This window comes from Curtobacterium sp. RM9, assembly GCF_054956955.1.
Genome location: NZ_CM143271.1, coordinates 1,740,378 through 1,760,843 on the forward strand (window position 1 = coordinate 1,740,378; position 20,466 = coordinate 1,760,843).

Below are 20,466 nucleotides of genomic sequence, written 5' to 3' on the forward strand. Positions count from 1 at the left end.
CCGCGGCCGCTCCGTGGACGGACCGAGGAGGGTCAGGCCGGGACCTTGCCGAGCAGGTCGATCACGTAGGCGTAGGCCGCCCCCTGCTCGTGCACGATCGCGAGGACCTGGTCGCCGACGCGGTGACCGACGATGGCCTTGCGGATGCTCTCCGGCACCTGGCCCTCGGCCAGCGGCACGGTCTGCGCGCCGGCCCCGTCGGTCCAGGTCGAGCCGGCCACGGTGTCGTTGCCGCTCTCGCTGCCCCACGAGACGGCGGTGTACTTGATGAGCGCGGTGTCCTTGTCCGTGAACTCGGCGCCGGAGCCCTTGCGGAGCAGGTGGGTCTCGTCCCCGGAGGGCGCCTTCCACGACGGGATCGTGATGCCGGGCGCACCGTTCGGCGCGAGCACGACGGCGGGCATCCCGTCGCCGGCGAGCTGCGGGACGCCGGTCGCCCGGGCGTCGTAGGCGCGCTTCACGTCGATCACGGCCACGACGGCGTCCTCGGTCTTCCCCGAGGTGGTGTCGCCGCCCGAGCCCTGCGAGTTCAGGGCGCTCTGCGGCAGTGCGACGGCGAGGCGGTCCCCGACGTGGGCACACTCGAGCGATGCGCCGAGCGCGCCGAAGTTCGAGGCACCCGCGGTGATCGGCGGGGTCTGGCCCGCGTAGCCGCTGGTCTGCGCGACGGAACCGGTGGAGCCGTCGACGAGCGTGTACTCGATGAGGACGGGCGTGCCGTCCTCGATCTCGCGCCCGTCGCCCTGGCGCAGCACCGACACCTGCGTGCCCTTGACCTGCAGGCCCTTCGGCACCGAGACCTTGGGCTCCTTGCCGAACGTGCCCGTGGCGGTCACGGCCTCGGACGCGGCACCGGGTGCGGCACAGCTCGACGGCGTGGACCCCGCCCCGCTGGCGGCGCAGCCGGTGAGTGCTGCGGCGAGGCCGATGGTGACCAGGAGTGCGGGGATGGCGCGCACGGATCCTCTTTCCGTTCGATGCAGGACGGGCACGGTCGTCAGCCTACCGGTCGCCCTCGGCCGACCCGGACCCGGCAGGAGCCGCATCCGCTCCGGCCGGAGCCGCACCCGCTTCGGCTGCCGCGACCTTGCGCGCCTGGGCCGCCGCCTGCCGGGCGACCTTGCGGAGCTTCTTGTCGCTCGCGGACCGCTCGCCCACGGCGCCGGGGGTCCAGGCCTCGACGTCCTCGTCGGAGAACTCGGCCTTGCCGGCACGACGCTTGAGGTTCGGCAGCACGACGCCGTCGGCGAGGCGACGGGCGGTCACGAGGAAGCCGGTGTGTCCGACCATGCGGTGGTCCGGACGGACCGCGAGCCCCTCGACGTGCCAGGTCCGCACCAGGGTCTCGCTCGACTGCGGGTCGGTGAAGCGTCCGGTGTCGCGGAGCGCCTCGGCCGTGCGGGACAGCTGCGTGACCGTGGCGACGTAGCAGACGATGAGGCCGCCGGGGACCAGGGCGTCGGCGGCGGCGTCCACGCACTCCCACGGCGCGAGCATGTCGAGCACCACGCGGTCGACGCTCTGCGGCTCGGTGGCGTCGGGCAGTTCCTCGACGAGGTCCCCGACGGTCACCGACCAGTTGTCCGGGACGGCGCCGAGGAAGGTGCCAACGTTGCCGCGGGCGATGGCGGCGAACTCCTCGCGGCGCTCGAACGACTGCAGCTGCCCGGTCGGACCGATCGCGCGGAGCAGGAACAGGGAGAGCGCACCGGACCCGACGCCGGCCTCGACCACGCGGGCGCCCGGGAACACGTCGGCGAAGGCCACGATCTGCGCCGCGTCCTTCGGGTACACGATCGCCGCCCCGCGGGGCATCGACATCACGTAGTCGTTGAGGAGCGGCCGCAGCGCGAGGTACTCGTCACCCGTCGACGCCCGGATCACCGAGCCGTCGGGCTGCCCGATCACGTCGTCGTGCCGCAGGACGCCGCGGTGGGTGTGGTACTCGCCGCCGGTCTCGAGCGACAGCGTCGTGAGCTTGCCCTTCGGCCCGGTCAGCTGGACGCGGTCCCCGGCCCGGAACGGGCCGCGGGGCGGGGTGTGCGGGGCGCCGCCCGCGGTGTGCGGCAGGGCGTCGGTCATCGTGCGGTCTCCTCGACGTGGGCCGGCGTGGCGGACGGCTGCGCGCCTCCCGGCTGGTGGGTGGCGGCGCGGGCGGCCAGGGCCGGACCCGTCAGCTCGGCCAGGCGGTCGACGTCCACGCCCGCGAGGGAGGTGAGGTGCACGTCGCCGCCGTCGATCTCGGACAGCGGCACGATGTGCTCGACCGCGACGGTCACGGCGCCGGAGGCGACGGCCGAGGCGACGCCGGTGGCGGAGTCCTCGATCGCGACGCAGGCGGTCGGGTCGACGCCGAGCTGCGACGCGGCGGACAGGTAGGCGTCCGGGTACGGCTTCGGGCGGTCGACGTCGTCCCCGGCGACGACGACGCGGAAGCCACGCGCGCCGAGGGCCTCGGCAGCGACGAGGGCCATCTTGCGGCGGGACATCGTCACGAGCGCCGTCGGGACGCCGCGGTCGTGCAGCTCCTCGACGAGCTCACGCGCGCCGGGTCGCCACGGCAGGTCGCCCTGCTGCAGGCGCTCCATGACGTAGTCGGTCATCCACTGGATGATCTCCTCGACCTCCATGTCGACGCCCTTGTCGCGGAGGATCTCGCCGGAACGCTCGAGGCCGCTGCCGACGAGCGCGAGGCCGTCCGCGTGGGTCCACTCGGCGCCGTAGCGGTCGGTCAGCTCGACCTGGGACTGCTGCCAGATCGGCTCGGTGTCGATGATCGTGCCGTCCATGTCCCACAGCACCGCTGCGGGCAGGACTCGGTCGGGGCGCTGGGCGGTCACGGGCGACGAGTCTACCGGGGCGCAGGTCGTCGGGTCGGCCGCGCTGCTCCGTCCGCTGTTCCGCGCACGGCGTCCGCCGCTGCTCCGCCCCGACGTCCGCCGCTGCTCCGCCCCGGCGTCCGCCGCTGTTCCGCCCCGACGTCCACCGCTGTTCCGCTCGCCGCGGACGGTCGCACGCGCGGCCGGTGCCCGGCCCTATCCTGGGTGGTCAGTACCCTGCTCCGGTCGCGCGCGCCGCGTGGTGCGCGCGCCCCGCTCCACCACCAGGAGGCCCCTCCGTGCCACAGCACTCCCCCTTCAGCGACGGCCGACTGCTCGTCGTCGCGTTCGAGGGCTGGAACGACGCCGGCGAGGCGGCGAGCGGCCTCGCGCGACGCATCGTCGACGCCCTCGACCTCGACGAACTCCGGGAGCTGGACGGCGAACGGTACGTCGACTACCAGTTCAACCGTCCGACCGTCGGCAGCGACGACGACGGCGTCCGTGGGATCCAGTGGCCCCGCATCGTGCTGCACGGTCCCGCCGCCGGCGCCGAGGGACGCCCGGTGATGAGCGCGACCGGTGCCGAGTCCGAGCGCGACGTCTACGTGCTCGTCGGTCCGGAGCCCTCCCGGACGTGGCGCGGGTTCTGCGCCGAGATCATCGACCTCGCCGACGTCTACTCGATCGACGCGGTCGTCTTCGTGGGCGCGATGCTGGCGGACGTGCCGCACACCCGACCGATCTCGGTCTTCGTGTCGAGCGAGGACGCCGGCGTGCGGAGTGCCTTCGACGTCGACCGCTCCTCGTACGAGGGGCCGACCGGGATCCTCGGGGTGCTCGCCGACGCCATGGACAAGTCCGGGCTGACCACGCTGTCCCTCTGGGCCTCGGTGCCGCACTACGTGCACAACTCCCCCTCACCGAAGGCCACGCTGTCGCTGCTCGACAAGATCGAGGAGCTCACCGACGTCACCGTGCCGCGGGGCACCCTGCTCGACGAGGCCACCGAGTGGGAGGAGGGCATCGACGCCCTCGCCGCCGACGACGAGGACATGGCGACCTACATCGGGCAGCTCGAGCAGGCGCGGGACACCGTGGACTCCCCCGAGGCGTCGGGGGACGCCATCGCACAGGAGTTCGAGCAGTACCTGCGGCGCCGGGAGCGCAAGGACGGGAAGGACGGCGGCACCGCCGGGGGCGAGGGCCCTTGGCGGCCGCAGCCGCCGCAGTAGGCGGTCGCCACCGACGGACGGGAGGCGCGGTGCCGGCTGGCACCGCGCCTCCCGTCCGTGCTCGGCCCGCGCCGAGCGGGCCCGATCTGTCACCCTCGGCGCGTCTCGCCGACGGATCTCGTCCGCTCGGCGATCCGCGCGCGGCATGTCGTGCCCGCTCGGCGACGGCCGCCGCCAGACGCGTCCGGCGCCCGGCGCCCGCCGCCGGTCGCCCGGCGCCTCGGGGCTCAGCCCAGGCGGATGCCGAGCAGGGCGTCGACGAGGTCCACCAGCTCAGGCGTGACCGCGGTCCCGCCCGTGATCGCGGTGTCCACCGCCGCGACGGCACCCGGCGTGTCGAGGTCGTCCGCGACCCGGGCACGGATCCGCGCGACCACGGCGGCGGCGTCGTCCGCGTGCCCGGCCGAGGTGCCGGCGGCCCACGCGTCCCACGTCGCCAGCCGCGTCACGGCGCTCGTGAGCTCGTCGTCGAACCACTCCCAGTCGTCGGAGTACTTGTGCGACAGCAGCGCGAGGCGGATCGCCCGCGGGTCCGCCCCGTCGTCGAGCAGTCCCCGCACGGTGACCAGGTTGCCGAGCGACTTCGAGATCTTCGACCCCTGGTACGCGATCATCCCGGTGTGCACGAAGGCGTTCGCGAGCGGCTGGTGTGCGAGGGCCGCGGCGTGGCCGGCACTCATCTCGTGGTGCGGGAAGACGAGGTCGCTCCCGCCGCCCTGCACGCTGATCGGCAGGCCGAGTCGGTCCCCCGCGATCACGCTGCACTCGATGTGCCACCCCGGACGGCCCGGACCGACCTCGGTGTCCCAGCTCGGCTCCCCCGCACGGGCCGCGCGCCACAGCAGCGGGTCGAGCGGGTCGCGCTTGCCGACGCGTTCCGGGTCGCCGCCGCGTTCGGCGGAGAGGGCGAGCATCGTCTCGCGGTCGAGCCGGCTCTCGTCGCCGAGCACCCACGCCTCGGTCGGGCGGTTCACGTCGAAGTAGACGTCGTCGCCCTCGGCGTCGTCGGTCGGCACGTCGTAGGCGTACCCGGTCTCCTGCAGGTACGCGACCGCCTCGGCGATGCGCTCGACCTCGTCCGTGACGGCCACGAAGTCGTCGGGCGGGAGGATGCGCAGGGCCTCCATGTCGCGGCGGAACAGGTCGATCTGCGAGGCGGCGAGCTCACGCCAGTCGACACCGTCACGAGCGGCGCGTTCGAGCAGCGGATCGTCGACGTCGGTCGTGTTCTGGGCGTACTCCACCTCGAGCCCGGCGTCGCGCCAGACCCGGCCGAGCGTGTCGAACGCCAGGTACGTCGCGGCGTGCCCGAGGTGCGTCGCGTCGTACGGCGTGATGCCGCACACGTACAGCGCCGCGCGCTCCTCGCCCCTGGTCGGGTCGACGGGGCCGCCGGCGGCGGTGTCGTGCACCACGGGTCGGGGCGCGGCGCCGGGGACGGACGGGACGGACGGGACCTGCCAGGCCCTCACGGCTGGATCACTCCGAGCGACAGCAACACGATGAGCACGATACCGAGTGCGATCCGGTAGACCACGAAGGGCAGGAAGCTCCGCTTCGCGATGTAGTTCATGAACGCTGCGATCACGACGAAGCCGACGAGGAACGCCACGACCGTCGCGATGAGCGTGTCGGTGAGTCCGAACGGCGCCCCGGTGTCGCCGAGGCTCGTCGCTGCCTCGTACAGCCCGGAGAGGAAGACCGCGGGCACGGCGAGCAGGAACGCGAACCGGGCGGCGGCCGGACGCGTGTAGCCGAGTGCGAGGCCCATCGACACCGTGGCACCCGAACGGGAGACGCCGGGCACGAGCGCGAGCATCTGCGCGAGGCCGATCAGGATGCCGCCGCCGAACGTCATGTGCTCGATGCGCCGCACCTTCCGGCCGACGACGTCGAGCACACCGAGCACGATGCCGAACCCGATGAGGACGATCGCGACGATCCACAGCGACCGGAACGTGGTCTCGATGGAGTCCTTGAGCACCAGCCCGGCGACGCCGATCGGGATCGTGCCGAGGATGACGAGCCAGCCGAGGCGGGCGTCCGGGTCGTTCCGCGGGACGGTCCGGCCGGACAGCGACCGGAACCACCGACCGACGATCCGCGTGATGTCCCGCCAGAAGTAGATGAGCACCGCGGTCTCGGTGCCGAGCTGCGTGACGGCCGTGAAGGCCGCGCCGGGGTCCTTCGCGTCCGGCAGGAACAGGCCGACGATGCGCAGGTGCGCGCTCGACGAGACGGGCAGGAACTCGGTGAGTCCCTGGACGAAGCCGAGGAAGATCGCCTCGAGGATGTGCATCGAGCGGGGCCTTTCGGGAGCAGCGGGACGGTCACCGCCCGGAGGCGACCACCGAGAATATCAGTACGTGGCGAGGAGGTCGCCGAGGACGCGCCGCCCGAAGGCGAGCGAGTCGAGCGGCACCCGCTCGTCGACCCCGTGGAACATCGCCGGGAAGTCGACGCCCGCCGGCAGCTGCAGCGGCACGAACCCGTACCCGGCGATGCCGAGCGTCGAGAGCGCCTTGTTGTCGGTCCCGCCGGACAGCAGGTACGGCAGCACCGGGGCGCCCGGGTCGTGCCGACCGAGGACGTCGCGGACGGCGTCGACGAGCGGCCCGCCGAAGTCCTGTTCGAGCCCGATGTCGCGGAAGGACATCACGACCTCGACGTCGTCGCCCGCGAGCTCCCGGACACGCTCGAGCACGCGCTCCTCGTCCCCCGGCAGGCACCGGACGTCGACGAGCGCCTCGGCGTGGTCGGGGATCACGTTGTGCTTGTACCCGGCGGTCAGCACCGTCGGGTTCGAGGTGGTGTGCAGTGCGGCGTGGATGAACCGGGAGGCCGACCCGGTCGCCAGCGCGACCTCGTCGGGACCGGTCACGGTCGGGTCGACGCCGAGGAACCGCGCGACCTCGGCCACCATGGCCTCGGTCGTCGCCGACAGGCGGACCGGCCACTCCTCGCTGCCGATCCGCGCCACGGCGGCCGCGAGCGTCGTCACGGCGTTGTCCCGGATCACGTGCGAGCCGTGCGCCGCGGTGCCCCGCGCGACGAGCTTGATCCACATCAGGGCCTTCTCGCCGGTCTGCAGCAGGTAGGCGCGACGGTCGCCGAGCGTGATCGAGTAGCCGCCGACCTCGCTGATCGCCGCGCTCGCCCCCGCGAAGACCTCGGGGTGGTGCTCGACGACGTGGTGCGAGCCGAGCACGCCGCCCGCCTCCTCGTCCGCGAAGTACGCGATGACGAGGTCCCGCTCGGGAGCGCCCTGCCGCTCGATGACGTCGGCCAGGGACGTCAGCATCATCGCGTCCATGTTCTTCATGTCGACGGCGCCGCGTCCCCACAGCATGCCGTCGCGCACCTCGCCGCCGAACGGGTCCACCGACCAGTTCGCCGGGTCCGCCGGCACCACGTCGAGGTGGCCGTGCACGACCAGCGCCGACTTGTCACGGTTCCGCCCGGGCACCCGCGCGACGACGCTCACCCGGTCCGGTTCGGACTCGAACAGCTGCGGCTCGAGTCCGAGGTCGCGCAGCTTCGCCTCGACGTACTGCGCCGCCTCGGTCTCGCCGCGGGACTTCCCCTCGCCCCAGTTCGTCGTGTCGATGCGGATGAGGTCTCGCGCGATCGCGGCGGTGGCCTCGAGGTCCGGCTGGGCGTCGCTCATGCCGCCAACGCTACCGGTCCCCCGCTGCCCCGATCCCGGCGCCGTTCCGCGGGACTCGCCCGGGATGCACGCCCGTGTTCATCGTGCGTTCAGAGCCGTGCTAGTGTCTTCTCTCGGCAGGAACGCCGGGGAAACAGCCCGGAGCGACAGTCGAACACGTGGGATCGAGAGAGACCACACACCCTGTCCGGGTGGCGGAATTGGTAGACGCGCTAGCTTGAGGTGCTAGTGCCCGTATTAGGGCGTGGGGGTTCAAGTCCCCCCTCGGACACAAGAAATGCACTGCCCCCTGGCCTTTCGGCCCGGGGGCATTTCTTGTTGTGTCCCCCGGCGAGCATCGCCATCGCTGCGCTCAGGGCGACGCCGCCTTGCCAGTTCGCTTCGCTCACGGCAGCCCGAGACATCAGCCGCTTCGCTGCACTCGTGGCCGGGACGGGGGTCACCTCCGGTACGGCCGTCACTCCGGTAGGGCCGTCACTCCGTTCGGCCCGTCACTCAGGGAGGGCCGTCACTCCGGTCTGCCTGTCACGGCGGAGACCAAGGGCGGACGGGAGGCGCGGGGCGGGGATGCGCCGCGCCTCCCGTCCGGCCGTGGCCGGCACCAGGGCCTCGCTCAGCGGCTGCGCAGCCGCCGCACCACCAGCACCACCGCGACCAGCGCCGTCAGCCAGCCCCAGTTCGCCACCACGGGGTCGAGCAGTTGGTGCCGCCAGTCGGAACGGCTCGACCCCAGCCGCGACGCGATCGGGTGCTTCCCCCGCTCCGCGCGGATGCCGGTCTCGCGGATCACCCGGTCGGGCCGACCACGCACCGCATCCGTCACCCGGTGCGTCGCGACGTCGATCCGGTCGCCCAGCACGAGGAGCAGCCAGTGCGCGAGCCGCCCCTCGCTGAACCGGCTGTACGCGACGCGCTTGACCACACCGGCGAGCCCGGACAACGGCTGCGCCGTGCCGAACACCGGCGTGACGTGCGCGTGCTCGATCGACCGCTCACGGCCTTCGGCGCCGTCCTGCTGCTCGGGGACCTCCCAGTGCGCTCCGGTGGCGCTGCCGGCCTCGCGGGAGAGCTTCGGCACCGACGGACGGTCGGCGAGGTCGAGGTCGCTCCCCCACCCGGGGATGCGCGCGCGGAGCTCGTCGGCCGACGGCACGCGGCGCGGTGGATCGGCGATGTACGGCGTGTGATCGGCAACGGGCGGGGTCTGATCGGACACGGGTCCTCCTCCTGACGGGGTGCTCACGGCACGACGACCGTCTTGATGCAGTCGTCGAGCTTCGACGAGAACAGGTGGTAGCCCTCGGCGATGTGCTCCAAGGGGATGCGGTGGGTGATGATGTCGCTCGGCTTCAGGTGACCCGCCTGGATGTGCTCCAGCAGCCGCGGCCACTGCCGCTTCACCGGAGCCTGGTTCGTGTGGATCGTGATGCCCTTGTTCATGGCGTCGCCGAACTTCACGGCGCTCGGGATCGGTCCGTAGGCGCCGACCGCAGAGACGGTGCCGCCCTTCCGGACGCCGTCGATCGCCCAGTTCAGCGCCGTGGGCGATCCGCCCTGCAGCTTGAACTTCGAGGTCGTCACCTGCTGCGTGAAGTTGCCGTCCGCCTCGGCCCCGACCGCGTCGATCACGCTGTCCGCACCGAGGAAGTCGGTCTGCTTCTTCATCTCCAGCACGACGTCGTCGACCTCGGCGAAGTTGATCGTCTCGGCGTGCGCGAACTCCCGCGCCTTCGCCAGCCGGTACTCGAGCTGGTCGACGACGATCACGCGCCCGGCACCCATCAGCCAGGCGGACTTCGCCGCGAACAGCCCCACCGGACCCGCTCCGAGCACCACGACGGTGTCTCCCTGACGGATCGACGCGAGCTGCGCGCCGAAGTACCCGGTGCTCAGGGCGTCGGTCATGAGGAGGGCGTCCTCGGGGTCCAGCCACTCCGGGATCACCGACGGTCCGACGTCGGCGAACGGCACGCGGACGCGCTCCGCCTGCCCGCCGTCGTACCCACCCGTGGTGTGCGAGTACCCGTAGATCCCGCCGACGGCGGTGGCGTTCGGGTTCACGTTGTGGCAGTTCGAGAACAGGCCACGCGCGCAGAACCAGCACGACCCGCAGAACACGTTGAACGGGACCATCACCCGGTCTCCCACGCTCAGGTTCCGGACCGACGACCCGACCTGCTCGACGACACCGATGAACTCGTGCCCGAAGGTGTGGCCGACGCGGGTGTCCGGCATCATGCCGTGGTACAGGTGCAGGTCGGAGCCGCAGATCGCCGCCCGCTCGACGCGCACGACGGCGTCGTTCGGGTGCTCGATCCGGGGGTCCGGCTTCTCCTCGACGCGGACCCGGTACGGTCCGCGGTAGGTCATGGCGCGCATCCGCGCTCCTCTCGCTCGTGTCCCCACGCTGACGAGGGGCACGTGCGAGCCGACACAGGAAGGACGGGAGGCGCGGTGCCAGCTGGCACCGCGCCTCCCGTCCGTCAGGTGGTGACGCCTAGGACTTGGAGGCCTCGACGAAGTTGCGACGGGGGTCCGTCTCCTTGATGAGGCTGGTCGCGTCGCGACCGGACACCGCACCGGTGACCCAGCCGATGACGATGCGGACCTTCCGGTTCAGCGTCGGCATCGCGTACACGTGGTACGAGCGGTGCGCGAGCCACGCGAGGAGGTTCGTCATCTTGATGCCCTTGATGTTGCCAGCGCCCTTGCCGATGCCGTACGAGGCGACCGTGCCGATGGACGGGTGGCGGTACTCCTCGAGCGGCTTGCCGGTGATCGTGGCGACCACGTTGTCCGCGGCGACGACGGCCTGGCGGACGGCGTTCTGCGCGTTCGGCGGGTAGTACGCCGGCTGCTTCTCGGCCGTCAGGTCGGGGACCTGTGCGACGTCGCCGAGGCCCCAGACACCCGGGACGACCTCGTGCGTGTCCTCCGCCTCGACCTGGAGCTTCGCGTTGGCGGCGAGGTGCCCCTTCGGTCCGCGGGGCAGGTCGGTCGCGTCGAGGAGCGGGTTCGGCTTGACGCCGGCGGTCCAGACGATGAGGCCGGCCGCGAACTCGTCGCCGTCGGACAGCTTGACGACGCCGCCCTCGCAGCTCGGCATGGTGGTCTTCAGGCGGACGTCGATGCCGCGGGCACGGAGGGACTCGAGCGTCCACTTCGACAGCTCCGGCCCGACCTCGGGCGCGACGCGGTCGAGCGCGTCGATGAGGACCCAGCGCGGGTGCTCGCCGGCGAGCGACGGGTAGGTGCCGATCGCGGCCTGGGAGACGTCGAACAGCTCGCCGATGGCCTCGACGCCGGTGTAGCCACCGCCGATGAAGATGCTCGTGAGCAGGCGGCGACGCTCGTCCTCGTCGCGGGTGGCCGCGGCCTTCGCGATGTTGTCGAGCAGCTTCGCGCGGACGTAGGCCGCCTCTTCCACGGTCTTGAAGCCGACGCCGTGCTCCTCGAGCCCGGGGGTCGGGAACGTGCGCGTCACGGAGCCGAGCGCGACGACGAGCTGGTCGTAGCCGAGCGTGCGGTCGTCACCACCGGCGGTCGCGATCGAGACGGTCTTGTCCTTCGACGAGATCCCGGTCACCTTGCCCTGGATCACCCGGGTCTTGCGGAGCGCACGGCGCAGCTCGAAGGTGACGTCCTTCGGCGCGATGTGGCCGCCGGCGACCTCGGGCAGGAACGGCAGGTACGTGTAGTACGTGTTCTGGTCGACCAGCGTGATCCGCATCGGGACCGTCGCGGCGTGCTTCTGGAGCTGCTTGACGGTGGTGTAGCCAGCGGAACCGCCGCCGAGGACGAGGACGTGAGGGATCGAGTCTGCCATTCCTCCGGTCTACCGGACTTTCCCTTGCGGTGTCATGAGCCGCGCGGGTGGTCGCGCAGACGCCACCACGCGGTCTCGGCGAGTTCGGGGCCGGTGTAGACCCCGTGCGGGGTGCGCCGGGCCTCGGTGAGGGAGAACGTGCGCAGCCGGTACCCGCCGCCGAAACGGTCGACGATCGCCTCGGGCGAGGACTCCGCGTCGCGCTTGACGTACCAGGTGCGGTCGTCGACCGGGTCGAGCACGCCGAGCCCTACCGGCGCCCGCCGATGCGGGAGCGCAGCACGTCGATGCGCTTCTGGATCTGCTCGATGCTCGCCTGGGCGACGGCCGGACCGCCGCTGATCCGACGGAGCTCGGCGTGGATGGCGCCGTGCGGCTCGTTCGAGTGGCGCGACCAGATCGACACGAGTCGCGCGAGCTCGGTGCGCTGCTCCTTGATCGTCTGGTACATCGGCCGGTTCTCGTCCTCCTTCGGCTTCGGCAGGCCGTCCTTCGCGGTGCGTCCCTTGGAACGCTTCGCCTGGGTCGCCTGCCGGGCACGGAGGAGGTCGCGCACCTGGTCGGGTTCGAGGAGCCCCGGGATCCCGATGAAGTCGAGCTCCTCGAGCGAGCCGACCTCGCCGCCGGAACCGAACTCGCCGCCGTCGTAGAGCACACGGTCGAACGACGCCTGCGAGTCGAGGGCCTCGAAGGGCTGCACCTCGAGGAGGCTCTCCGAGGCGCGGTCCTCCTTGTTCGCCTCGGCGACCATGGCGTCCTCGGGGTTGTACATCCCGTCGTCGGCGTCCTTCGGTCGGTCGAGGGCGTGGTCGCGCTCGAGCTCGAGGGTCGCCGCGAGCGCCATGAGGTTCGGCACGCTCGGCAGGAACACGCTCGCGGTCTCCCCGCGACGACGGGCCCGGACGAAGCGGCCGATGACCTGTGCGAAGAACAGCGGCGTGCTCGCGCTCGTGGCGTACACGCCGACGCAGAGCCGCGGGACGTCGACGCCCTCGGACACCATGCGGACGGCGACCATCCAGCGGGAGGTGTCCTCGGCGTAGGCCTGGATGCGGCTCGACCCTGCGGCCTCGTCGGACAGGACGACGGTCGGCCGCTCCCCCGTGATGCGCTGCAGGATCCGGGCGTACGCGCGGGCGGTCGTGGTGTCGGTCGCGATGACCAGGCCACCGGCGTCGGGGACACCGCGACGCACCTCGGTGAGGCGCTTGTCGGCGGCGGACAGCACGGCGGGCATCCACTCGCCCTCGGGCGACAGGGCCGTGCGCCAGGCCTGCGCGGTGATGTCCTTCGTCACCTGCTCGCCGAGCGAGGCGGACATCTCGTCGCCCATGCGGGTCTTCCAGCGCATCTGGCCGGCGTACGCCATGAAGAGCACCGGTCGGACGACGCCGTCCTTGAGCGCGCGGCCGTAGCCGTAGTTGTAGTCGGAGATCGAGGTCCGGATGCCCTGCTCGTCGGGGGCGTACTGCACGAACGGGATCGGGGCCGTGTCCGAACGGAACGGGGTACCGGACAGGGACAACCGACGGGTGGCTTTCGTGAACGCCTCGCGGATGCCGTCGCCCCACGTGAGTGCGTCACCGCCGTGGTGGACCTCGTCGAGGATCACGAGCGTCTTGCCGCCCTCGGTGATCTTCTGGTGTACCTCGGGGTTCATGCCGACCTGGGCGTAGGTGATCGCGACGCCCTGGTAGTGGCGGCCGAACATGCCGTCGCCGTTCTTGAACATCGGGTCGATGCGGATGCCGACGCGGTCGGCGGAGTCGGCCCACTGGCGCTTGAGGTGCTCGGTCGGCGCGACGACGACGATCCGGTCGACGGTCCCGCGGGCGAGGAGCTCGGTCGCCAGCCGGAGGGCGAACGTGGTCTTGCCGGCGCCGGGGGTCGCGGCTGCGAGGAAGTCGCGCGGCTCGGTCTCGAAGTACTTCGTGAGGGCCTCGACCTGCCAGGCGCGGAGCTTCGACGCGGTCCCCCAGGCTGCGCGGTCGGGGAACGCGGGCGAGAGGTGCTGGACGGCGGCGTTGCCCGCGGTCTCGGCGGCAGCGGCGGCCTCGTCGTGCGAGGCGGCGGTGCCGTCGGGCGTGGTCTCCGACGGGGCGGCGGTCGCCGTGCTCGGCGCGGACGGACCGCTCGTCGCGGCGGGTTCGTCGCTCCAGAGGGCGGCGGGCTCGGACCCGGTCCCGGTTCGCCCGGAGCCCGGCTGATCGGTGTACTCGGCTGCGCTCACTCCGCGAGACTCTACCGCCACGGCGCCCGCTGCCGGTCGCGCGGGGCCGTCACCCGCGGTCCTGTCGGGCGTGCGGCACGTGCCCCTCGGGCGTGCCGCGCACCAGCGAAGCCGGACGGAGCACACCGGCTCCGAAGCGGGCAGCGACGGCGTCGACCGTGGTCTCCGTCTCGCGCCACGGCGCGTCGTCGTCCCACAGCGCGTTGCTCGCCGCCGCGGGGACGAGGTTCTCGCCGCGGACGCCGATCAGCCGGATCCGGTTGCCCGGCTGGTGCAGGGCGTCGTACAGCTCGACCGCCTCGCGGTGCAGGCGCTTCGCCACGTCGGTCGGCTCGGCGAGCGTGCGGGAACGGGTCAGGGTCGTGAAGTCGGTGTACCGGACCTTGAGCGCGACGGTCCGCGCCTGCACCTCGGCGCGCCGGAGCCGGACCGCCACCTTGTCGGCGAGCCGCAGGAGCTCGCGCGCCACGTCGTCGCGCTCGGTGAGGTCGTGGCCGAAGGTGACTTCGTGCCCGATCGACTTCTCGCCGACACCGGTCTCGACGGAACGGGGGTCGCGGCCCCACGCCAGGTCGTGCAGGCGTTGGCCGCCGGCGGGCCCGAGGGCGGACACGAGCGACCCGAGGGGCGTGTGCGCGAGGTCGCCGACGGTGCGGATGCCCCGGCGTTCGAGCTTCTCCTGCGTGGTGCCGCCGACGCCCCAGAGCGCGGACACCGGCTGCGGGTGCAGGAACGCCACCGTGTCGGCCGCGGGGACGACGAGCAGCCCGTCCGGCTTCGACCGGCTCGACGCGAGCTTCGCCACGAACTTCGTCGACGCGGCACCGACCGAGCAGCGCAGCCCCGTCTCGGCGTGGACCGCGGCGCGGATCGCCCGGCCGATCTCCCACGGGGTGCCGTACAGACGCAGGGCCCCCGCGACGTCGAGGAAGGCCTCGTCGATGCCGAGCTTCTCGACGCGCGGCGTGAAGCGCTCGAACACGGCCATCACGGTGGCGGACTTCGCGCTGTACTTCTGGAAGTGCGGCTCGACGATCACCGCGTTCGGGCACCGGCGCTTGGCGACCGCCATCGGCATCGCCGAGTTCACCCCGTACTTGCGGGCCTCGTACGTGGCGGCGGTGACGACGGAGCGGTCGGAGTCGTGCCCGACGATGACCGGGAGGCCGACGAGGTCGGGACGGTCGAGCAGCTCGACCGAGGCGAAGAAGGCGTCCATGTCGACGTGCAGCACCGTCGCGGTGACGTCGTCGACTGGCGCGTCGGACACCAGCCGGTTGCGACCGTCCTGCTTGCTCACACGGCGATGATGCCAGGCACCGCCGACATCGTGCGGCGCGGTGCACGGCGGCTGCGCTTGGCGTCGGCGCGCCCGAGCTCGGCCGGACGCGCGCCTCCCCCAGCGGGCCGCCGTCGGCCGGGCGCCCGTCTACCCCAGCGGGCCGAGCTCCGCCGCGGCGATCGTCCGCGCCGCCGAGTCCCGCGTGGACGGGTGGTACTGCCCCGCGCGCACGTCCCGCGCCAGGCGCGCGAGCTCGGACGACGCCCGGTAGGCGCTCCCGCCGACCACGCGCATCGCCTCGTCCACCACGTGCGCGGCCGTGTCGACCGCCCGCGCCTTCGTGCCGACGAGCAACGGGAACCACCGCGCGCCGAGGTCGTCCTGCTCGTCCACCGACCGGGCGAGGGACCCGACCTGCAACGCCACGGCGTCGACGGCGCCGCTGGCGTCCGCGATCGCCCGGCGCACGTCGGGGTCCTGCGACCGGAGGACCCCGTCACGCCCCGTGCGCGCGGAGACCGCCGCCACGGCCAGCGCCACGGCCCGCGAGGCGATCCCCAAGTACACCGACGCGACGAGCAGCTCGAACGCCGCGAAGATTCCGAACACGAGCGGGTCCTGCGTCGGACCGACCGGCAGCACGCGCACGATCCGCTCGGCGGGGACGTGCACGCCCTGCAGCAGCGTCGTCCGACTCTGGGTCGCGCGCATGCCGAGGGTGTCCCGGTCGTCCAGGTGCTCGACATCGCCGTCCGAGCGGACCACGAACCCGTGCACGAGACGCGGTTCCGGCCCGCTGGTGTCCTTCCCGAACACGCTCAGCACGTCCCACGCCGGCGCGAGCGACGTCGACACCTTCGTGCCGGTGAACCGGTACCCGCCGTCACCGTCGGGCTCCGCGGTCGTCGTCGAGTCGAACAGCACGGCGTCGTTGCCGGGCTCGCTCACCCCGAAGGCGAGCAGGTGGTCGTCGGACGCGTGGTCGGTGACGGTCTGGAGGAACGCACCGCCCCGCGCGGACACGCTGCGGGCCGCCTGCACCCAGACCTGGTGCATCCCGAGCCCCAGGGCCGTCGCCGGTGCGGCCTGCGCGAGCAGCCGCTGCACCTCGGCCGTCGCCGCGAGTCCGAGTCCCGCTCCGCCCTGCTCGACGGGCACACCGATCCGGAGGTAGCCCGCCGCGCGCAGCTCGTCGAGGTCCTCGGCGCAGAACGCGTTGTCCGCGTCGTACCCGGGCGCCCGTGCCGCGATCCGGGCGAGCAGGTCGTCGGGCAGGCTCCAGGCGGGGTTGGCCTTCGTCATGGCACGAGACTACGGTTCGGTGCGTGTCAGCTCGTCATCCGTGGTCCAGGTACGTCGCGATCGGTGACTCGTTCACCGAGGGGATCGGCGATCCGGACCCCACGGTGCCGGGCGGCAACCGCGGCTGGGCCGACCGGGTGGCCGAGGTCCTCGCGCACGGCGCGGACGACTTCGCCTACGCGAACCTCGCGATCCGCGGGCGGCTCCTGCAGCAGATCATCGACGAGCAGGTGGAGTCGGCGCTCGCGCTGCACCCCGACCTCGTCACGGTGTCGGCGGGCGGGAACGACATCATCCGGCCGGGCTCCGACCCGGACGAACTCGCCGAGCGGGTCGACGCGATGGTCGCGCGGCTCCGGAGCGACGGCGCCACGGTCGTGCTGTTCACCGGCCCCGATGTCGGCATGACCCCGGTGCTCGGCATGGTCCGCGGCAAGACGGCGATCTACAACGAGAACCTGCACGCGATCGCGCTGAAGCACGGGTCCCTCGTCGCGGACATGTGGGCGCTCCGGGTGCTCCGCGACCCGCGGATGTGGGCGCCCGACCGGCTCCACCACTCGCCGACCGGGCACGCCACCGTCGCCGCGGCGGTGCTCGATGTGCTCGGCGTCGAGCACGGCCTCGAGCCGTTCACCCCGGAGCCGCTCGAGGCCCGGCCCTGGCGCGAGGCCCGCGCCGAGGACCTCGGCTGGGCGCGCGAGTACCTCGTACCGTGGGTGGTGCGCCGCATCCGACACACGTCCTCCGGCGACGGTGTCTCGCCGAAGCGCCCCGAGCTGCAGGACGTCGTCGAGCACCGCTCCGACACGCCCTAGTCCGCGGATCGCTCAGTCGGCCGGGCGCCGGAGCGTGAGCGGTCCGTCGTGCAGCGGCTGCGTCGCCCACTCGCTGGTCGCGGTGCCCGTCGCCGGGTCGAGCCGCACGTGCGCGAGGTGCGGCGTCTCCACGAACCGGACGTCGAGCAGCACCGCTCCGTCGGTGGTCGCCGCCATGCTCGCCGCGAGGGGTCCCCCGACGGCCCACTCCCCCGTGCCGACCGGCACGACGAGCAGGCCGCCGTCGACCTCGATCGTGGCCCGCCAGCCGTCGGCGCCGTGGTCGAGCCGGACCGCGTCGAAGACGCCGGTCGTCTCGTAGGAGCCGGCCGAGGCTCCGGACGGGACCGCCCCGTCGACCGGAGGCAGCCCGAGTGCGGCGAGCCGTGCCTCCAGGGCGGTGTCGGCGGCCGTGTCGGTGTCCGCAGCGTCGATGGCGGGCAGCAGGTGCTGCCAGGCCGCGTCGAGGACCGCCTGCATGTCGACGGTCTGCCCGGTGAGCGCGAGGACGACGTCCTGCTCCGGCAGGACGACGCAGAACTGCCCGTACGCGCCGTCTCCGCGGAAGCCGTGCCGGGCCATCCAGAACTGGAATCCGTAGCCCTGGCTCCAGTCCGGGTTCTCCTCCTGCGGGTTCTCGACCTGACGGCTGGTGGCGAGGTCGACCCAGTCCTCGTGGAGGATGCGCTGCCCGTCCCAGACGCCGCGCTGCAGGTACAGCTGCCCGAGTGCCGCGACCGCGGAGGTGGTGGCGTGGCAGCCGCTGAAGCCGAGCTCGGCGCCGGTCTCGTCGCGCTTCCAGGCGAGGTCGTCGATGCCGAGCGGGTCGAGGAGCCGCGGGCGGAGCCACTCCACGAGCGAGCCTCCGGTCACGCGTCGGACGATGGCCGCGAGCGTGTACGTGCACGGCTGGTTGTAGGCGAAGACCGTGCCGGGTTCCTCGTCGGGCGGGGTGAGCAGGAAGCCGCGGACGAGGTTCTCGGGGTCGGCGGCGCGGGCACGCTCCAGCGTCTCCTCGCGGTGCCCGCTCGCCATCGCGAGGACGTGGCGCACGCGCATCCGGCGGCTCCGCTCGTCGGTGACGTCCGCGTCGAGCTCGGGGAAGTACGACAGGACGGTGGCGTCGAGGTCGACGAGCCCGTCGCGGACGGCGATCCCGACGCCCGCGGCGGTGAAGCTCTTGCTGAGCGAGTAGAGCAGGTGCACGCGGTCGGGGGCGTACGGCGCCCACCAACCCGCAGCGGCGAGCTGGCCGTGACGGAGCAGCACGATGCTGTGCGGCTCGACGTCGGGGGTGTTCTCGAGGGCGTCGAGGAACGCGGACACGCCGCGGGCGTCGATGCCGAGGGCGGACGGGGTGCTGCGGGGGAACGTCGTCGTCACACCGCCGACCCTACGCAGGCCGGGCCGACGCTGCGTCGCGGCGCGCGCAGGCGGGGGCTGCGGCGCGCGGCCCGTCGTGTCAGGCGCCCTGGAACGGGTTCGTCCAGCGCCACCACACACCGGGGTCGTCGATCGACCGCTCGAGCACGAGCGGCACCGTCACCGGGTCGTGGTGCGAGATCGTGAACCGCACCCGGCCGACCCGCTCGCCCGCGGTGCCGAACGTCACGTCCTCGAGCGTCGTCTTCGCCGTCACCGTGGTGTCGCCCCACACCAGGACCTGGGCGGCCTGACGGCTCACCGCGTCCACCTCGTCCTGCCAGGGCGTCGAGAACGTGCCGAAGGTCTGGCCCTCGTGCGTCAGGGTCACCACCTGGAAGTCGTCCGCCACCGACCGGAGCAGTCGCTGCACGTCGACGTCGAGCGACTCGTGGTCCACGCCGCCGAGCATCGCGCCGACGACGGTGACCTGCTGGCCGCCGCGCTCGTACGTCGCGGCGAAGAGCAAGCACGCCCCCGCCTCGTCGAGCGTGCCGGTCTTGATGCCCTCGACGCCGTCCAGTCCGAGGAGCTTGTTCGAGTTCTCGATCGGTCCGACCGTCGGGATCGTGACCTGCTTGGTGCCGACGACCTGCTTGACGACCGGGTTCGCCAGGGCGAGCTGCCCGAGCGACACGAGGTCCGTCGCCGTCGAGCGGTTGCCCGCGTCGAGGCCCGTCGGCTCCTCGATGGTGGTGTGGTCGAGGCCGTGCGCGTCGAGCCAGTCGTCCGCGGCGGCCCGGTAGGCGTCCATCGACCCGAACGCCCAGAGCGCGAGCGCCCCGGCGTAGTTGTTGGCCGACTTCATGAGCATGACCTGCAGCGTCTGGTACTCGGACAACTGCAGGCCCGCGGGCATCGGCGCGACCTCGCCGTTCACCGCCAGGTACTTCGCGTACAGCGCCTCCATCGCGGGCGTGAACCGGATCGAGGGCCCGGTCTCGCCCGTGCGCAGCGGCCGCTCGTCGAGCACCACGAGTGCCGTGACCACCTTCGAGATGCTCGCGATCGACCGTGGCGCCGTGTCACCGCTCGTCCGGAGGCTCTCCGGGAAGTCCGTCGCCTCGACCGCGGTCGCGCCGTAGGCCGGGAAGGTCAGGTCGGCGACCGCCGCCCGCGGAGCCGAGTAGGTCGCGGTCACCGCGCGAGCCGGGGCGAACGGCACGAGGGCCGCGGCCGCCAGGTAGCCGACGAGGAGCAGGAGGACCGCCACGACGGCGATCGTCACGGGCCTCCGGACGGCGGAACGGGGGCGGCGGACGACTCCTGACACGAGACCCGAGCGTACTGGAGGCGCGTGGCGGGGCCGCCGAGCCCGCCCGGCCCGGCGCATGGCCGGGTCCGGCGCGTCGTGCGACGGGAGCGGGGCGGTCGGGAGGCGCGTGGCGGGGTCCGTCAGCGGGTCGCGTCGAACGCTTCCTGGCACGCGGTGACCTCGTCACGGTGCTGCTCGGACCACGTCTTGAGCTGCCGCACCGTCTGGTGCAGCGACAACCCGAGACCGGTCAGCTCGTAGGTGACGGTGACCGGGACGGTTGCCATCGCGATCCGGGACACCAGGCCGTCCCGCTCGAGCGATCGCAGCGTCTGCTCCAGCATCTTGGGGCTGACGCCCGCGAGGACCCGAGCGAGTTCCGAGTACCGCATCGGTCGTGGGTCGCCGTCGCAGTCCGGACCGCTGCCGAGCGCGGACAGCACGAGCGTCACCCACTTCCCCGACACCCGGGCGAGCAGCTGCTGACTCGGGCACGCCGCGAGGAACGCGTTGTACTGCACCTTCGCCTCGGCCTTCTTCTCGGCCGCCGTCATCGTCGCCATCGCGCCCTCCCGGATACCTACGCACTTCTGGGTAACTCCTTCCCATC

Annotated in this window: 18 protein-coding genes and 1 tRNA gene; 3 read left to right on the forward strand and 16 right to left on the reverse strand. The window is 72.6% G+C overall.

Annotated features, from left to right (window positions below):
• Window positions 1-32: 32 nt before the first annotated feature.
• The 3 genes from ACY3FI_RS08290 to ACY3FI_RS08300 are packed head-to-tail and all read right to left on the reverse strand — an operon-like array spanning window position 33 to window position 2,840.
• Complete coding sequence (locus ACY3FI_RS08290) at window positions 33-959, reverse strand: FKBP-type peptidyl-prolyl cis-trans isomerase (RefSeq protein WP_462547065.1); 927 nt, start codon at window positions 957-959, stop codon at window positions 33-35.
• A 43-nt stretch (window positions 960-1,002) separates the two neighbouring features.
• Window positions 1,003-2,082 (reverse strand): tRNA (adenine-N1)-methyltransferase, encoded by a 1,080-nt coding sequence (locus tag ACY3FI_RS08295; RefSeq protein ID WP_462547066.1) that lies wholly within the window; start codon window positions 2,080-2,082, stop codon window positions 1,003-1,005.
• On the reverse strand, window positions 2,079-2,840 hold the full coding sequence (locus ACY3FI_RS08300) for an HAD family hydrolase (protein WP_462547067.1): 762 nt from the start codon (window positions 2,838-2,840) through the stop codon (window positions 2,079-2,081). The genes ACY3FI_RS08295 and ACY3FI_RS08300 overlap by 4 nt, the downstream gene beginning before the upstream one ends.
• A 278-nt stretch (window positions 2,841-3,118) precedes the next feature.
• Between ACY3FI_RS08300 and ACY3FI_RS08305 the strand changes: the two genes are divergently transcribed.
• Complete coding sequence (locus ACY3FI_RS08305) at window positions 3,119-4,054, forward strand: proteasome assembly chaperone family protein (protein WP_462547068.1); 936 nt, start codon at window positions 3,119-3,121, stop codon at window positions 4,052-4,054.
• A 227-nt stretch (window positions 4,055-4,281) separates the two neighbouring features.
• On the opposite strand, the gene mshC is transcribed toward ACY3FI_RS08305, so the two are convergent.
• Genes mshC through ACY3FI_RS08320 form a run of 3 tightly spaced genes read right to left on the reverse strand, consistent with a single transcriptional unit; the run spans window position 4,282 to window position 7,721 of the window.
• Window positions 4,282-5,526: a cysteine--1-D-myo-inosityl 2-amino-2-deoxy-alpha-D-glucopyranoside ligase gene (gene mshC, locus ACY3FI_RS08310; RefSeq protein ID WP_462547069.1), complete on the reverse strand. Its 1,245-nt coding sequence runs from the start codon at window positions 5,524-5,526 to the stop codon at window positions 4,282-4,284.
• Window positions 5,523-6,353 carry an undecaprenyl-diphosphate phosphatase gene (locus tag ACY3FI_RS08315; protein WP_462547070.1) on the reverse strand — a complete coding sequence of 277 codons (831 nt, stop codon included), beginning with the start codon at window positions 6,351-6,353 and terminating at the stop codon, window positions 5,523-5,525. The genes mshC and ACY3FI_RS08315 overlap by 4 nt, the downstream gene beginning before the upstream one ends.
• Window positions 6,354-6,413: 60 nt before the next feature.
• On the reverse strand, window positions 6,414-7,721 hold the full coding sequence (locus ACY3FI_RS08320; protein WP_462547071.1) for a M20/M25/M40 family metallo-hydrolase: 1,308 nt from the start codon (window positions 7,719-7,721) through the stop codon (window positions 6,414-6,416).
• Window positions 7,722-7,906: 185 nt separating this feature from the next.
• On the opposite strand from ACY3FI_RS08320, the gene ACY3FI_RS08325 reads away from it, so the two are divergent.
• Window positions 7,907-7,992: transfer RNA gene (locus ACY3FI_RS08325), tRNA-Leu, on the forward strand.
• A 342-nt stretch (window positions 7,993-8,334) separates the two neighbouring features.
• Here ACY3FI_RS08325 and ACY3FI_RS08330 read toward each other — a convergent pair.
• From ACY3FI_RS08330 to ACY3FI_RS08360, 7 genes are all read right to left on the reverse strand, one after another.
• Window positions 8,335-8,937, reverse strand: a complete 603-nt coding sequence (locus tag ACY3FI_RS08330) for a hypothetical protein (protein ID WP_462547072.1) — start codon at window positions 8,935-8,937, stop codon at window positions 8,335-8,337.
• 23 nt (window positions 8,938-8,960) lie between these two features.
• Window positions 8,961-10,100, reverse strand: coding sequence for a zinc-dependent alcohol dehydrogenase (locus ACY3FI_RS08335; RefSeq protein ID WP_462547073.1), 1,140 nt, complete (start codon window positions 10,098-10,100; stop codon window positions 8,961-8,963).
• A gap of 118 nt (window positions 10,101-10,218) precedes the next feature.
• Window positions 10,219-11,547 carry an NAD(P)/FAD-dependent oxidoreductase gene (locus ACY3FI_RS08340; protein ID WP_462547074.1) on the reverse strand — a complete coding sequence of 443 codons (1,329 nt, stop codon included), beginning with the start codon at window positions 11,545-11,547 and terminating at the stop codon, window positions 10,219-10,221.
• Between the two features lie 32 nt (window positions 11,548-11,579).
• Complete coding sequence (locus ACY3FI_RS08345; protein ID WP_462547075.1) at window positions 11,580-11,789, reverse strand: hypothetical protein; 210 nt, start codon at window positions 11,787-11,789, stop codon at window positions 11,580-11,582.
• Between the two features lie 8 nt (window positions 11,790-11,797).
• A complete protein-coding gene (locus ACY3FI_RS08350; RefSeq protein WP_462547076.1) occupies window positions 11,798-13,777 on the reverse strand; it encodes a DEAD/DEAH box helicase in 1,980 nt (659 codons plus the stop codon).
• 49 nt (window positions 13,778-13,826) lie between these two features.
• Window positions 13,827-15,077: a DNA polymerase IV gene (dinB, locus tag ACY3FI_RS08355; protein ID WP_462547077.1), complete on the reverse strand. Its 1,251-nt coding sequence runs from the start codon at window positions 15,075-15,077 to the stop codon at window positions 13,827-13,829.
• Window positions 15,078-15,206: 129 nt separating this feature from the next.
• Window positions 15,207-16,361, reverse strand: coding sequence for an acyl-CoA dehydrogenase family protein (locus tag ACY3FI_RS08360; RefSeq protein WP_462547078.1), 1,155 nt, complete (start codon window positions 16,359-16,361; stop codon window positions 15,207-15,209).
• A gap of 23 nt (window positions 16,362-16,384) precedes the next feature.
• Between ACY3FI_RS08360 and ACY3FI_RS08365 the strand changes: the two genes are divergently transcribed.
• Window positions 16,385-17,179 carry an SGNH/GDSL hydrolase family protein gene (locus tag ACY3FI_RS08365; protein ID WP_462547079.1) on the forward strand — a complete coding sequence of 265 codons (795 nt, stop codon included), beginning with the start codon at window positions 16,385-16,387 and terminating at the stop codon, window positions 17,177-17,179.
• Between the two features lie 12 nt (window positions 17,180-17,191).
• Here the strand turns inward: ACY3FI_RS08365 and ACY3FI_RS08370 are convergent, their stop codons facing one another.
• From ACY3FI_RS08370 to ACY3FI_RS08380, 3 genes are all read right to left on the reverse strand, one after another.
• Window positions 17,192-18,562: a serine hydrolase domain-containing protein gene (locus ACY3FI_RS08370; RefSeq protein WP_462547080.1), complete on the reverse strand. Its 1,371-nt coding sequence runs from the start codon at window positions 18,560-18,562 to the stop codon at window positions 17,192-17,194.
• Window positions 18,563-18,641: 79 nt separating this feature from the next.
• Window positions 18,642-19,874 (reverse strand): D-alanyl-D-alanine carboxypeptidase family protein, encoded by a 1,233-nt coding sequence (locus tag ACY3FI_RS08375; RefSeq protein ID WP_462547081.1) that lies wholly within the window; start codon window positions 19,872-19,874, stop codon window positions 18,642-18,644.
• 122 nt (window positions 19,875-19,996) lie between these two features.
• Window positions 19,997-20,419 carry a winged helix-turn-helix transcriptional regulator gene (locus ACY3FI_RS08380; protein WP_462547082.1) on the reverse strand — a complete coding sequence of 141 codons (423 nt, stop codon included), beginning with the start codon at window positions 20,417-20,419 and terminating at the stop codon, window positions 19,997-19,999.
• Window positions 20,420-20,466: the final 47 nt, after the last annotated feature.

Bases quoted from the DNA above. Each gene is read 5' to 3' on its own strand.
- ACY3FI_RS08315 (WP_462547070.1), bottom strand. From the start codon at position 6,353: ATGCACATCCTCGAGGCGATCTTCCTCGGCTTCGTCCAGGGACTCACC.
- ACY3FI_RS08340 (WP_462547074.1), bottom strand. From the start codon at position 11,547: ATGGCAGACTCGATCCCTCACGTCCTCGTCCTCGGCGGCGGTTCCGCT.
- ACY3FI_RS08380 (WP_462547082.1), bottom strand. From the start codon at position 20,419: ATGGCGACGATGACGGCGGCCGAGAAGAAGGCCGAGGCGAAGGTGCAG.
- ACY3FI_RS08295 (WP_462547066.1), bottom strand. From the start codon at position 2,082: ATGACCGACGCCCTGCCGCACACCGCGGGCGGCGCCCCGCACACCCCG.
- ACY3FI_RS08335 (WP_462547073.1), bottom strand. From the start codon at position 10,100: ATGCGCGCCATGACCTACCGCGGACCGTACCGGGTCCGCGTCGAGGAG.
- ACY3FI_RS08320 (WP_462547071.1), bottom strand. From the start codon at position 7,721: ATGAGCGACGCCCAGCCGGACCTCGAGGCCACCGCCGCGATCGCGCGA.
- ACY3FI_RS08360 (WP_462547078.1), bottom strand. From the start codon at position 16,361: ATGACGAAGGCCAACCCCGCCTGGAGCCTGCCCGACGACCTGCTCGCC.